The sequence below is a fragment of the Dickeya oryzae genome, from assembly GCF_009372235.1.
Taxonomy (GTDB): domain Bacteria; phylum Pseudomonadota; class Gammaproteobacteria; order Enterobacterales; family Enterobacteriaceae; genus Dickeya; species Dickeya oryzae.
This window is the reverse complement of the sequence record NZ_ML762923.1, coordinates 233,912-248,537: the sequence shown is the minus strand read 5'-3', so window position 1 is coordinate 248,537 and position 14,626 is coordinate 233,912. Positions and strand designations below refer to the sequence as shown.

Genomic DNA, 14,626 nt, shown 5'->3' with positions numbered 1-14,626 from the left:
TTCGTCTTCGCTGTTCGGGCCGCCCGTGACGCTCTCCTGGAGCGGCACGGGCTTTCGCGGCGTCCTGCCGCTCACCCGGCGAAGTCACCCACCTCAGCGCAGTTTTTTACGCCAGAAAACCCAATACCGTGTAACCAAAATAATTCGTCGGTATTTTTATGCCTCTGCAAACAGGCACGGTCAACATTACGCTAATCCCAGCAAGGCGTTGAGACGGGCGATTTCTTGCCGCCACTGCGTCTGTAGCGCGGGTTTCTGGTGCTTCGCCTTACGCGCCAGGTCTTCAGCCAGCCGGTTTTCCAGTTCAACCAGTTGCGCCAGCAACCTGTCAGCTTCATCGATATGCGCTGATATCACCTGTGACGCCGCCGCTGGTGGTGGTGGCAAAGAGGGTGCGGTGTCAGCGGGCGCAGCCCCCAGACGCTGATAGATCAGGTCCAGATCGTGCCACTCGCTCAACACGCCGTGCTCAATCAGCCAGAAACGGTTGCAACTGCGGCTGATTAGCGCCCGGTCATGCGTCACCAGCAAGACACCACCGTCAAAGTCTTGCAGCGTATCGGCCAGCGCCTCTTTGCCTTCCATATCCAGGTGGTTGGTCGGCTCGTCCAGCATCAGTAGTCCGTAACGCGCCAGTGACAGCCCGACAAACAACAGCCGGGCACGCTCGCCGCCACTCAGGGTGGCAACGGTTTGCTGATGGCGCGACCACGGGAAACCGGCGCTGATCAAGGCCATCTTGCGGTCCTGCGCCACCGGTGCGAACGGTGCCAGCGCATCGAACAGGGTGTCGTCGTCACGTAGTTGATGCAGCGTCTGGTCGTAATACCCCAGTCGAACACGGGGATGCAGACGGATCGCCCCATCCGGCATCGCACTCGAGTACTGTTGCCACAAAAGGCGCAACAACGAAGACTTACCACAGCCATTGCGACCGATAATCGCCACCCGATCGCCGCTTTTCACCCGTTGTAACGGCAACGTGAATAACGGCGGGTGCTGCGGAGCCGGGCTGACGTCCAGCGTTGTCATCTCCAACAGACGATCGGCACTCAGTGCTTCGCCTTTCAGCGACAGCCGCCACTGACTACCGGCGCTCAGTTCGGTTTGATCCTCTTTTAGTCGCTCGATGCGTTTTTCCATCTGCTTGGCCTTGCGCGCCAGGTCTTCGTTATCATAAACCTTGCCCCAGATAGCCAGCCGCTTAGCACTGGCGGTCACGCGGTCGATTTCCTTCTGCTCCGCTTTGTGGCGCAAGGCATCGCTGCGATCGCGCTCCACCAGCGCCGCACGGGCAGCACTACAAGGCAGAGCAAAGTAATGCAGTTGTCGGTCACGCAGGATATAGCTGCCATTGGTGACGTTATCGAGCAACTGGCTGTCGTGGGAAACCAGCACAAAGCTGCCACTCCAGTGTTGCAGGAACTGCTCCAGCCACAATAGCGTCGGCAAATCCAGGTGGTTACTCGGCTCGTCCAGCAACAACAGGTCTGGCGAGGTGATCAAGGCTCTCGCCAGCAGCAGTCGGGTATGCTGCCCACCACTGAGAGTACCGGCACACAGTCGCCAGTCGTGTTCGCCAAAGCCCATCTCCGCCAGCAAGGTTTCCGCCCGCCAGCGTTCGCTGAGGCGTTCCGTCTCGGGAAGGCGGGCCAGCACCGCATCCAGCATCGTCAACGGATGCAGATCCATCGGCAGATGCTGTTCAACACGAGCCAGCAGGCAATGATTAGCGCGCGTCACACTGCCGCGACCTGGCGATAGCGTACCGTCCAGTAGCTTTAACAGCGTACTTTTGCCACAACCGTTATGGCCGATAAGACCAAGGCGATCACCTTGGTTCAGGGTAAAAGAAATGTCGTTCAGCAGAGGGCCGAAAGGGGTATCCACGCTCAGGGCGTGTACTGTCAGTAAAGTGCTCATTGCTTACTCAAGAGTTACAGGCACAAATGTGCCTCGTCAACACAACGCTGACGATAACCCGGTAAGCCCGAGAGAAGGGAAAATGCGGTTTGCTTCGCTCAAGCCACCGTTATCGCAGCACGATATCGATAACGCTTGAGCAGCGGCGATCGCCAAAAGGATGTGAAGTGTTAAACATTTCACAGCGCAGCATAATAGTCCTCCTTATTGTTATCCAAAGGTTAATCGATGAACGGATTGTAGCGGCAACGGGCGGTTTACACCACCCGCCAGCGACATTTTCCGCGTGTTATCTTCCCGCCAGCATCACCACCGCAACGCCAACCAGCACCAGACAGAACGTCAGTCGCAATGCCACCACCGGTAACTTATGCGCCAGCGCCACGCCCCATGACACGCTGAGAATGCCACCAATCGCCAGCGGAATGCCGGTCGCCCAGTCGACATTACCGGCCTGCGTGTACGACACCAGCGCCGCCAACGCGCCGGGTACCACCAGCGCCAGCGCGATACCTTGTGCCTGTGTCTGGGTGAAACCAAACAGCGTTACCAGCGCCGGGACCACAACCAGCCCGCCGCCGACGGTAAAAATACCGGACATAAAACCACTCGCCACCCCCAGCACTGGAAGATAACGTGCTGATAATACTGACGTCGAAGTGCGGCTACGTTGGCTGTTCACCCACTGCCAGATGTAGTAAGTCGCCAGTACCAACAGAAAAATGGCAAACGCCTGTTGCAGGTTATCAACCTGAATAGCCGCCGCCATGTGCGCGGCGATATAGGCCGATACAGTGGCAAAGGCGCACAACATCAATGTCATACGGGTATCGATTTTGTTGCGCTGCCGATAGCGCAGAAACCCTATCAGCACATTCGGCGTAATCATAATCAGCGCCGTTCCCTGGGCGAGATGCTGGTTCATACCAAACAGCATTCCCAACACCGGGATGGCTATCAACCCGCCGCCAATGCCCAACATACCGCCACATACCCCAAGCCCCATTCCCAGTATCAGGCACATGGCCACCTGGGTTATCACTACACTCGTCATAAACTGCTACTGCATCCTGTTACATCGTTGGTAAAAACCGTCGATGAAAAATCGTTGATAAGAAATAGAGCATGGAATACCCATTCATACCCTGAATAAAAAACAGGCGTCGCTAGCGCGCGTTGTCTGGTAATGAGTTATCTGATAACGGTTCGGCTATCTCAATCAGGTTCAGATCCGGGTCACGCAGGTAAATCGAGCGGATTTTCCCGGTCGCACCGGTACGCTCAACCGGCCCGTCGATAATCGGCCAGCCGCAGCGCTGCACATGCGCAATCACCTGTGTTAGCGGTTCGCTGGCAATAAAACACAGATCAAGCGCCCCGGGGGCAGGCAGATGAGCATGCGGCGTGAACTCACTTCCGCTGACATGAAGATTGATTTTCTGCTGCCCGAAACAAAACGCAATGCGGCCATTACCGAAGGTTTCCTGCCGCAGTTGCAACACCTGCGTGTAGAACTGCTGCGTCGCCGCCGGGTCAATACAGGTCAACACAATATGGTCAATGTGACTAATCAACGAGAAGTTTCCTGTCGTTAAGGCTATAAGATCAAAAGAAATAAGATCAAAGGAAATAAGATCAAAGGCAATAGAATGACATCCTAAGCGTTGGCGACGCCTTTGATAATGCCTTAATCGTCAATCACCCTTTCCTGTCAGGAAAGGGTCACGGCTGTGATAGGCTTGCTCTGCCCACGCTTTCAAGGACCCTCACCCGCTCATGATCAATCCCACGCACTTTGACTTGCAGTCACTGCGCCTGTTTTTGCAGGTTGCCAGAATCGGTAGCCTGACCAAAACGGCTGCCCATTTTCACATGACGCTGTCCGCCCTGAGCAAGCGCATGGCGGAGCTGGAGCGCACCGTCGATTGTGTGCTGTTTATCCGCCTGCCGCGCGGCCTGGCGTTGACTGCGGCGGGAAAAGAGCTGGTACACCACGCGCGTCAGGTGGTAAACAGCGTCGATCGCATGGCGGGCGAAATGCAGGATTACGCAGTGGGCGTACGCGGTCATATCCATATTTGGGCCAATACCTCAGCCATCATCGAATTTTTGCCGCAGGAACTGGCCGATTTTCTGCAACGTCACCCGCTGGTGCGTATCAACCTGGAAGAAAAACTGAGCGAAACGGTGGTCACCGCGCTGCTCACCGGGCAAGCCGATATCGGCATTTTCGCTGATAACGTCCCCTCGCCCGGCGTCGAAAAAATGCCTTATCGGGAGGATCAACTGGTGGTGTTGGTCTCCCCTCAGCATCCACTCGCCGGTTGCCGGGAAATCCCCTTCACCGACACCTTGCCGTACGATTTCGTCGGCCTCAACGATGGCAGTTCCTTGCTAAAACTGTTGCAGGACACCGCTGAAGAATACGGAAACCTGCTGCGCCTGCGCATTCAGGTCAGCAGCTTCGATGCCGTGTGCCGTATGATCGAAGCCGGGCTTGGTATCAGCATCCTGCCTGAAGGCGCAGTCCGCCCGGAAATTCTCGGCGTCGGGCTGCACGCCATTCGGCTGACCGATGACTGGGCTACCCGCAAACTGTGGCTGGGTATTAAATCCGGTGCGATATTGCAGCCTGAAGCCGCCAATTTGCTGGCACACCTGCGCCAGCCAGTACCCACACGCGCTGCTGATGCCGACTCCACCCCGTCACCCGAGGGTGATTGAGCGATGAAGGTGTTATCGCGCCATCGTCGGGCCTTCACGGTCGCGGCCCGCAATCGGCCAGCGTAGTTCAAACACTGCGCCGCCGGATGGTGCCGGGTAACAACGTGCCTGTCCACCGTGCGCCTGAGCAATCGCCTGCACCACCGCCAGCCCCAGCCCGCTGCCTTTGGTGTTATGCGGGTGGGAGGGTTCCCCCCGGGTAAATGCCTCAAAAATTCGCCCGGCAAAATGAGGGTCAATACCCGGTCCGCTGTCTTCCACACGCAGAAATACCTGTTCGTGCTCCACCCCGGCCTGAATGCCTAACGGGCCGGGGGTGGCATGTTTTTGGGCATTTTCCAGCAATGCCAGCACAGCCTGGCGGATCCGTACCGGGTCGCAGGGCACAGCGCGGTCGTCCAACGACAGTGACAGCGTAAATCCCGCCTGTTGTAGTGCAGGACCGAACGCATTGACCACTGTCGTCACTTCATCAGACAAGCGAGCCGGCATCCAGCGCAGTTCGAGATGACCGCCCTCTGCCAGTCCCACAACCCGCAAATCTTCAATCAGACGTCCCAACCCTTCCACTTGTGTCAACAGATTGCGAAACAACCCGATATCTGGTTCGAACACCCCTTCAGTCAACCCCTGCAAACGACCGCGCAAAATCGTGACGGGCGTACGCAACTCATGGGCGATAGCTGCATTCCAGAACGCCCGCTCTTGCTCCATGCGCTCTAGCCGTTCCGCCATCGTATTGAAGTCGCGCACCAGTAAAGCCGCTTCCCCCAGTGAGTAATCGTCAGTTTCAGCACGCGCCTTCAGCTCGCCTTCAGCGATTTGGCGCAGGCTGTGTGCCACCGAATTTAACGGCACCAGAATGCGGCGGGCCAGTCGAATGGCTAACACTACGGCTATCACCAGCGCCAGCAGGGTAGTACCAGCCATCCAGAACCACTCTATCGTGGTAGGCATCCACTGGTCAGTCGGCGAAATACTCTCTGGCGATACCACCAGCATGAGTGAGTAAAAGATATAGGAACCAAGCACCATTAGCAGCGTCACGGACAGCGCCAGCAGTATCATGGAGCGTATAATCTGTCGACTCAAGCTACCGTTGTGCTTCATGATAACTCGCCCAAACGGTAGCCGACACCACGCACGCTGGACGGAACACCACTCAATCCCAGCCGCTCCAGTTTCTTGCGCAATTTGCTGATGTGGCTATCCACCGTACGCTCGAGTGAATCCCCTTCCGGCAGGCAGGATACCAGTAGCTCCTCACGGCTAAAGACCCGACGCGGTGCACGTGCCATATGGGCAATCAATCGGAATTCAGTCAATGTCAGCTCCAACGGCTGATTGATGCCATTGCACTCAACCACTACTTCGTGGTTTTCCAAGTCTATCTGGAAAATACCAGCTCGCAAGAAACGCGGCGGCTGACGCTCAGTTCGTAGCCCGGTACGACGCAGCACCGCTTGCACCCTGGCCACCACCTCTGCCGGGTTAAACGGCTTGACCACGTAATCATCGGCACCAATGCGCAAACCCATCAGTTTGTCGATATCCTGGTCCAACGCAGTCAGCATGATTACCGGCGTATCCCCTCGCAGGCGAATCCCCGACAGCACCTGCCAGCCGTCAACCTGCGGCATTTGCACATCCAGCAGTACCAGATCCGGCCTCATAGAAAGGTGAAGCTCCAACGCCTGGCGGCCATTGGCAGCGTGAAGTGTACGTAAACCACTACGCGTCAGATATGCACGAAGAATATCAGCAATTTCCGGCTCATCTTCAGCGATAAGCACCAATCCATGGATATCGTCAGCAATGGGCATGGATTGCGTATGAACAGTCATTGGTCAGCTCATGATAAAAAATGCGGTTCTCCATCATATCTCCATATTTCTCCAACGGAAACCGCACACAGAAAATGCACACTCTCTCAGTCTGGCCTTACTATGGTCGGTAAATAGGGATTACAACGTCATATGAATACTAAGAAATCGCATCAATATCCGATCGCCTGCATGTTACCGGCCTGTCGGCTGGCCGTACCGGGTCAAAACGAAGAGAGCGGCGCAACGACAAGCCTGCCATTATCACTCAAGCGGTTATGTCGACACGGCGTATTGCTGGCACTGGTGGGCATGCTACTCACTGGCTGTGACCAGCCCGAGATCCCAGTCGAAACACCACCGGCGAAGGTTACGATCATGACCGTAAAACCGACACCCATTACCCTGACCGACGATCTTCCCGGCCGGGTGACAGCGGTAAGAACGGCGGAAATTCGCCCGCAGGTGGGCGGCATCATACAACGTCGCTTGTTCGAACAAGGCGCCGAGATCCGCGCCGGACAACCGTTGTTCCAGATTAACCCTGCTCCGTTCAAAGCAGAAGTCGATACCGCCAACGCCACGCTGCAACGCGCCCAGTCGGTATTAAACCGGGCACAGATTCAGGTTGCTCGCCTCAAGCCCTTACTCAACACCGGCGCTATCAGCCAGCAGAGCTACGACGATGCGACGGCACAACGCGAACAAGCCGCCGCGGATGTCGCACAGGCACGTGCCACACTGGCGCGTCGCCAGCTTGATCTGAGCTTCGCGACAGTCGAGTCCCCCATTACCGGGCGTATCGATCAGGCGCTGGTTACTGAAGGTGCGCTGGTCAACACCAACGACACCACGCCACTGGCACGGGTTCAACAAATTGACCAGGTTTACGTCGATGTGCGCCAGCCTGCCTCCTCACTCGAACAGCTACGCGACATGCTGAACAAGCGGGCTAAAGACAGTGACGGTATACCGGTGGAGATCTTGCGTAGCGACGGCCAGCCCTACCCGATGTCGGCGCGGATTTTGTTTTCCGGCATCAATGTGGATGCGAGCACCGGCGACGTGCTGCTGCGGATTCTGGTCGATAACCCGCAACGACAACTGCTACCGGGGATGTTTGTTCGCGCCCGCGTGCCGCTTAGCCATTACACCGATGCCTTGCTGGTGCCGCAACAGGCCGTCACACGCAACGGCGGTGAAGCTAAAATCTGGGTGGTTGATGGGCGCAGCAAAGCACATGCTGTCACGGTTGAACCCGGCGAACTAGTCAACCGCCAATACCGCATCCGCACTGGGCTGACCGCCGGTCAGGTGGTGGTGATCGAAGGTGGCGACAGGTTGAACGACGGTGCCTGGGTAGCAACCCAGCACTGGAAAAAAGTGCCATCTGCCACTGACATGGCCTCACGCTAAGCGTAAAGGAGTTAGGTACCATGCCGCAATTTTTTATCCAGCGCCCGGTGTTCGCCTGGGTGATAGCCCTGTTCATCGTGCTGCTAGGAACGCTCGCTATTCCCCAGTTGCCGATTGCCCGTTATCCGTCGGTGGCACCGCCAACCATTTCCATTACTGCGTCTTATCCGGGTGCTACACCTAAAACGCTCAACGATGCGGTGGTCGGGCTGCTGGAACGCGAGTTATCCGGTGTGAAAAACCTGCTGTATTTCGAATCATCGGTAGACACAGCCGGACAAGCGCAGATCAACGTCACGTTCAAACCGGGCACCAACCCTGAGCTGGCACAGGTGGATGTGCAAAACCGACTTAAATCGATAGAACCGCGGTTACCGCAAACCGTCAGACAAAACGGTATGCAGGTGGAATCTGCCGACTCTGGCTTTCTGCTGATGGTCAGCCTGACCTCGGATAACGGGCGTTACGATGAGGTTGAATTAAGTGACTATCTGGCTCGCCACATTGTCGAGGAATTGCGCCGGATTGAAGGGGTGGGCCGCATCCAGCTATTTGGCGCGGAACAGGCGATGCGTATCTGGGTCGATCCCAACAAGCTGTTGTCTTACGGGTTGACCATGAACGATTTGTCGACCGCCATTACCCAGCAAAACATGCAAATCGCTCCCGGACGGCTAGGCGATGCCCCCATCTTGCCGGGACAACGGGTGACGATCCCGCTGACGGTACAAGGGCAACTGGAAACCCCAGAGCAATTCGCTGCTATCGTGCTGCGCGCCAGAGAAGACGGTTCCCGGGTAGTGTTAGCCGATGTGGCACGCGTTGAACTGGGTGCCCAGTCTTACGGCTTTTCTGTGCGTGAAAACGGCAAGAATGCCAGTGCCGCCGCGGTACAACTGGCACCGGGTGCCAATGCGGTGCGTACCGCCAATGCCATCACCCAACGGATGGCCGAACTGAAAATATCCATGCCAGCGGGCATGGATTATTCGTTGCCGTTCAACACCGCGCCTTTCGTCAAACTCTCCATCGAACAGGTACTCAGGACGCTGATTGAGGCGATGGTGCTGGTGTTTCTGGTAATGTACCTGTTTTTACAAAACGTACGCTATACCCTGATCCCAGCGATTGTGGCCCCTATCGCCCTGCTCGGCACCTTTACAGTGATGCTGGCGGCGGGATTTTCCATCAACGTGCTGACCATGTTCGGCATGGTGCTGGCGATCGGCATCATTGTGGATGATGCCATCGTGGTGGTGGAGAACGTTGAGCGATTGATGGCGCAGGAAAGATTATCACCCAAGGCAGCCACCACCCGTGCCATGAAGGAGATCACCGGTGCGATTATCGCTATCACACTGGTACTGTCGGCGGTGTTCATTCCAATGGCATTCGCCAGCGGTTCGGTCGGCGTGATTTACCGGCAATTTACCTTGTCGATGGCGGTATCGATCCTGTTTTCGGCGTTTCTGGCGCTGACCCTGACGCCTGCGTTGTGCGCCACACTACTCACACCCGTCGCCGATGACCATCACACAAAAGGTGGTTTCTTCGGCGGTTTTAACCGCCGTTTCGAGCAACTGACGCATCATTATGCCAACGGTACCCGTGCGCTACTGCGCCGTTGTGGCTGTATGTTGTTGCTGTTTGCCGTACTGACCGGGTCACTGGTATGGATCCTCCGCGAGCTACCTTCTGATTTTCTGCCAGAAGAAGACCAAGGGTACTTTATGACGTCATTCCAGTTACCGTCGGACGCCACAGCAGCGCGAACGCTGGATGTGGTCAACACCTACGAACAGCACATTGCCTCGCGCCCGGATATCGAATCCAACATGTCGATTCTCGGTTTTGGCTTTTCCGGTTCCGGCCCTAACGCCGCCATGGCCTTTACCACCTTAAAAGACTGGTCTAAGCGTGGCGACACCACCACGCGCGCTGAAATAGCGCTGGCGCAACAGGCGATGTCGACCATCCGTGAAGGCACCAGCATGATACTGATGCCACCGGCTATCGATGAGCTTGGCACCTCGTCAGGCTTTACCCTGCGTCTGCAGGATCGCACCGGCCGGGGTTATCAGGCGCTCAAAGCAGCGGAAGCACAACTGCTGACGCTGGCGGCACACAGCCAGATTGTCACCAGCGTCTACCCGGATAGCCTGCCGCCAGGTAGCGCTGTTCAGCTAAAAATCGATCGTCAAAAGGCGGAAGCACTCGGCGTTTCGTTCAGCACCATCAGCGACACCTTGTCTGCCGCTATCGGCTCACTATACGTGAACGACTTCCCCAATGCCGGGCGTATGCAACAGGTGATCATTCAGGCCGATGCGCCAGCGCGTATGCAACTGGATGACGTGCTCAAACTCTACGTGCGTAACAGCTCAGGCGGTATGGTTTCGCTCAAAGAAGTGGTCACGCCGGTATGGAGCGATACCCCGTTGCAGTTGACGCGCTATCAGGGCGTACTGGCAGCCCGTCTCTCCGGCATGGCCGCAACAGGCGTATCCAGTGGGGCGGCTATGGCAGAGATGGAACGACTGGCGGCGCAGCTTCCACCCGGCTTCACCATTGAATGGACCGGGCAATCATTGCAGGAGCGGCAATCCGTCGCCCAGGCACCGATGTTGCTATTGCTATCGATGGTAGTGGTGTTTCTGGTACTGGCGGCGCTATATGAAAGCTGGTCTATTCCCATCTCGGTGATGTTGGTGGTGCCGTTGGGGCTGCTCGGTGCGGTGCTGGCGGTTATATTGCGCGGTATGCCGAACGACGTGTTCTTCAAAGTGGGGCTGATTACCGTTATCGGCTTGTCGGCCAAAAATGCCATCCTGATCGTCGAGTTCGCCAGACAGTTACGCGAACAAGGACATGGATTGGTGGACGCTGCCGTCACCGCCGCGCGTCTGCGCCTTCGCCCCATTCTAATGACCTCACTAGCGTTTGCATTGGGAGTAGTTCCGCTGATGCTGGCATCCGGTGCCAGCGCCGAAACCCAGCACGCCATCGGTACCGGCGTGTTCGGTGGTATGGTCAGCGCTACTGTACTAGCGATATTTTTTGTACCGGTGTTTTTTGTGACAGTGATGAGCCTACAGGAACGTTACAACCGCTGGCGTACACGTCATCGTAGTATTACGACAACAACTCCAGACAATCCTTAATTTTGCTTATTATATTATCGCTCCCCTCTTCATTGGGGAGCGATATACTCCCTATTTGGGGAGTGGACAACACAGCATGGAAAAATTACATTTAATTTAATAACATTAAATTTTTAGTAGCAGGTCTATGCAACACAGTGACAGCCAAGCTCCATCAGGAAATGCTTTGATTTTGTAATAACCGGTGAATTCCAGTGTGTTGTATGTCATTAATCCTAAATTCGTTCTTTTTTACAAAGAAATGCAATATACCTCTACAATAATATTCCCTCTGAGGTGAAAATATTTTACGCTATCGTTACCCCTTTAATAAATATCACCTTACCAACATGAAAAAATTTATGGATATGTTTTTTCGGTTGCCACGCTGGATGGCGATAACCTCTGCTGTCGTTCTGACGACATTAAGTTTCCTGCTTTACCAAAATTATTACAAAATACGGGAGGAGAAAGTCACTATTCCTACTGTAGCACAACCCCTGAATGCAATACTGGCAATGCCAGCCAAACTGCCAGTTGGAACCAAACCCGGCGTAGTGATTTTCGTACATGGCGATGGACCACTTGACGCTACCCACGGTGGTTTCTATCGTCCTATGTGGGAAGTTATCGCTAAGGCTGGGTATGCCAGCCTGTCATGGGATAAGCCCGGGATAAAAGGTGCACCGGGCAACTGGCTGCTACAAAGCATGGATGATCGAGCCCAGGAAGTAATGGATGCCATTCGCTGGATACAGTCCAACCCTAAGTTAGACGGTACACGCATCGGTCTATGGGGTGCCAGCCAAGGGGGATGGGTGATTCCCAAAGTGGCGCGCCTTGACCCGAATATCTGTTTCATGATAGCGGTCTCTCCGGCAATAAATTGGCTACAACAAGGCCAATACAATACCCTGGCCAGTATGCGAGAGCAGCATGCTTCCGAACAGGCCATCGAAAATGCCCAATCACGTAATGCAATTATTCTGCAATATTTAGAGCAAGGTAAAACACTAGCACAATATCAACATGACTATCCTGTAAAAACAGATTTAACCCCCGATCGTTGGTCTTTCATTCAAAAAAATTATCAGTCTGATGCTACTGATGATCTTAAAAATATACGGACAAAAGTATTATTAATGCTAGGAGGAAAAGATATCAATGTTGATGTCAGTAATACACGTGACACATACCAAAAACTATTAACCGAATCAGGACAATTGACTGTTAAGTATTACCCTCAGTCAACCCATAATATGGTTGAAAAATCAGTAGAGGATTCATTCATAAAATCCTGGGTATTAGGATTATTTTTCCCTCGACGGATTTTCACTACCAACTATCTTACTGATCAGACCAATTTCATTACCAATGCCCGTTGTACACAATAGAACGAGAAAGGAGAAGTACACTATACAATGTACTTCTCCTTATTTTGACCACATCCTATTTTTTGACTACGCCTGAATTATTTCCACTGCCAGATAACAGATATTACTCATCTGATAAATCATCAATATAGTATCAACAACACACTATACTCCATTAATACCAGCGGAAAATCCGTTTACCTATCCAAAAACTTATTACACCAATGACTGACAATACAGCCGCAACTGGTAATACCGTAATCACCCCTGTACCTTCAATAAATACTCGGCGCATCATGTTTGCCAACATGGTCAACGGTAGCCAATCGATAATGGCTGCACCGGGGAAATTTTTATAACTGAAAAAAATTCCCGATATTAATACCTGTACTAAAATGATCACCTCTAGTAGACCATTGGCTGTTTGCGCTTTTTTAGCACGAGAGGCAGCCAATACAGCAATACCCGAGAAGCACAGATTTCCCGCAAAATTCAGCAACAAAAACGCACTAAATGGTCCTTGAATGTTGACATCAAAGTAGACTTTTGCAAACCAGTAGATAATCAACACCTCAATAAAATTGATAATGAAGCAGGATAGAATGTGCGCCAGCAGAAAGATCGATGGATTCATCGGCGTAATACACATCTGACGAGTTACCTTGGTGATACGTTTTTCCACCAATGCCCAGCCAACAGCAATCAAACACGTTTCCATAATTGCCATTGCTAGTAACCCTGGCACCAGAAAATCTATGTAACGTAATCCAGGGGTTTCCAGCACTGAAAGATTTTTCACAACAGCCTGAGAAAATGATTGGTCTGATTCATTTAACAGGTAATATGTCAGCATAGCCTCGCTATTCTGTGGATCAAGGTAGTACAAACGACGTGATATATTATCTTTATCTGCCTGTGTTTCCACAATGATCTGAATGTCGCCACGTTTGAGTGCCAGAATAATATCGTTGTAATCTGTATAGTAACCAACGACATACTTAACTTTGACCACGCTCTCACGTTTCACATCGTCACGATTAATAATTGACTGAATCTCATGCGGCCTGGCTGCCAGTTCCTGTCCCCATGCGCGAATTTTTGCCTGCTGACTGGCATCCTGTGGCAGTAATATCCCAATATGCCGCTCCGGAATATCTTGTATAGAAAACGAAACTCCCAGCAACCATACCAACAACAATGGAAAACCGAACGACCAGAACAGGATTTGTGGTTCCCGAAAATATTGACGGAACTGTGTCAACATCAAAGAAAACAGTGCATTATTCATGGAACCCCCTGCCAGCCAACGTCATAAAAAGATCATCCAGTGTTTTTTTGCGTACCACCAGTTCGATAATATCGGTACGTGCGTCATGAGCTATCGCCAACAAATCATGCAGAAACTGAGTGGCATTAAAGGTCAACAGACTGATTTGCCCCGTAGAGGCATCATAGTTATAACGCAGTACTTTGGGATGCTGGTGTAGGCTTTGCAGCCTCTCTGGATGGGAAGTTCGGCATTCAATTACCTCGCCGACACAATGTTTCTTCAACAACTCATCCATTGTGCCGTGAGTGAGAATTTCGCCCTGATTCATGATACAGATGCGATCACACAGGTATTCCGCTTCCTCCATGTAATGAGTAGTCAGAATCATGGTAGCGTTATTCTCTTTATTTAATCGACGTAAAATATCCCACGTGTCGTGACGAATTCGCGGGTCTAACCCGGTGGTGGGCTCGTCCAGAATCATAATTTCCGGTTCGTTGAGAATAGCAACACCCAGAGCCAGTCGCTGGCGCTCTCCCCCTGATAAACCTTCAACGAAGGTATTACGCTTCGCCGTCAGTTCAACCATCTCCATGACATCCAGCATACGTTGGCGTGAGCAGCGGTAAAAACTGGCAAATAAAGCGAGTGTTTCTACTACTGTTAACTTATTGATGAACAACGTTTCCTGTAATACACCACTTAACCGGTGGCGCAACCAGTCCTTTTCTTTATCCCAGGTTTTTCCCAGGATCATTACTTTGCCACTATCTGGTTGTTTTAAACCTTCCAGAATTTCTACCAGTGTGGTTTTACCCGCACCATTTGGCCCAAGAAGGCCAAGAAACTCGCCCCGATAAACATCCAGTGATACCCCTTTTAATGCCTGATGATCCTTGTAGGTTTTCACCACTTGATCAAACTCAATCACTTTCTCTTTCGGTTTCATATCCATTG

General features: G+C 53.1%; 11 protein-coding genes. 4 read left to right on the top strand and 7 right to left on the bottom strand.

Features of this window, described 5'->3' with window-relative positions; genetic code table 11:
• Positions 1–186 precede the first annotated feature (186 nt).
• The 3 genes from FAZ14_RS09815 to FAZ14_RS09805 form a co-directional block, all read right to left on the bottom strand.
• Positions 187–1,923, bottom strand: a complete 1,737-nt coding sequence (locus tag FAZ14_RS09815) for an ABC-F family ATP-binding cassette domain-containing protein (RefSeq protein WP_153508462.1) — start codon at positions 1,921–1,923, stop codon at positions 187–189.
• A gap of 289 nt (positions 1,924–2,212) precedes the next feature.
• On the bottom strand, positions 2,213–2,977 hold the full coding sequence (locus FAZ14_RS09810) for a sulfite exporter TauE/SafE family protein (RefSeq protein ID WP_016943550.1): 765 nt from the start codon (positions 2,975–2,977) through the stop codon (positions 2,213–2,215).
• Between the two features lie 112 nt (positions 2,978–3,089).
• Entirely contained in the window at positions 3,090–3,497 is a 408-nt protein-coding gene (locus FAZ14_RS09805; RefSeq protein WP_016943549.1) for a VOC family protein, read from the bottom strand.
• A 202-nt stretch (positions 3,498–3,699) separates the two neighbouring features.
• Here FAZ14_RS09805 and FAZ14_RS09800 point away from each other — a divergent pair, with 202 nt between their 5' ends.
• On the top strand, positions 3,700–4,647 hold the full coding sequence (locus tag FAZ14_RS09800) for a LysR family transcriptional regulator (protein ID WP_029456609.1): 948 nt from the start codon (positions 3,700–3,702) through the stop codon (positions 4,645–4,647).
• Between the two features lie 12 nt (positions 4,648–4,659).
• Here FAZ14_RS09800 and FAZ14_RS09795 read toward each other — a convergent pair whose 3' ends face one another.
• Both FAZ14_RS09795 and FAZ14_RS09790 read right to left on the bottom strand, forming a co-directional pair.
• Entirely contained in the window at positions 4,660–5,757 is a 1,098-nt protein-coding gene (locus FAZ14_RS09795; RefSeq protein ID WP_029456608.1) for an ATP-binding protein, read from the bottom strand.
• A complete protein-coding gene (locus FAZ14_RS09790; protein WP_016943547.1) occupies positions 5,754–6,491 on the bottom strand; it encodes a response regulator in 738 nt (245 codons plus the stop codon). The genes FAZ14_RS09795 and FAZ14_RS09790 overlap by 4 nt, the downstream gene beginning before the upstream one ends.
• A gap of 132 nt (positions 6,492–6,623) precedes the next feature.
• Here FAZ14_RS09790 and FAZ14_RS09785 point away from each other — a divergent pair, with 132 nt between their 5' ends.
• The 3 genes from FAZ14_RS09785 to FAZ14_RS09775 all read left to right on the top strand — a co-directional run bounded on the left by FAZ14_RS09785 (position 6,624) and on the right by FAZ14_RS09775 (position 12,420).
• Entirely contained in the window at positions 6,624–7,886 is a 1,263-nt protein-coding gene (locus FAZ14_RS09785) for an efflux RND transporter periplasmic adaptor subunit (RefSeq protein ID WP_016943546.1), read from the top strand.
• 20 nt (positions 7,887–7,906) lie between these two features.
• A complete protein-coding gene (locus FAZ14_RS09780) occupies positions 7,907–11,047 on the top strand; it encodes an efflux RND transporter permease subunit (protein WP_153508461.1) in 3,141 nt (1,046 codons plus the stop codon).
• Between the two features lie 341 nt (positions 11,048–11,388).
• Positions 11,389–12,420, top strand: a complete 1,032-nt coding sequence (locus tag FAZ14_RS09775; protein ID WP_038926014.1) for an alpha/beta hydrolase family protein — start codon at positions 11,389–11,391, stop codon at positions 12,418–12,420.
• A 154-nt stretch (positions 12,421–12,574) separates the two neighbouring features.
• On the opposite strand, the gene FAZ14_RS09770 is transcribed toward FAZ14_RS09775, so the two are convergent.
• The gene (locus FAZ14_RS09770; RefSeq protein WP_016943543.1) at positions 12,575–13,687 is read right to left on the bottom strand and encodes an ABC transporter permease; all 1,113 of its coding nucleotides are present in this window, start codon (positions 13,685–13,687) and stop codon (positions 12,575–12,577) included.
• The gene (locus FAZ14_RS09765) at positions 13,680–14,624 is read right to left on the bottom strand and encodes an ABC transporter ATP-binding protein (protein ID WP_016943542.1); all 945 of its coding nucleotides are present in this window, start codon (positions 14,622–14,624) and stop codon (positions 13,680–13,682) included. Before FAZ14_RS09765 ends, FAZ14_RS09770 begins: the two co-directional genes overlap by 8 nt.
• Between the last annotated feature and the right edge of the window lie 2 nt (positions 14,625–14,626).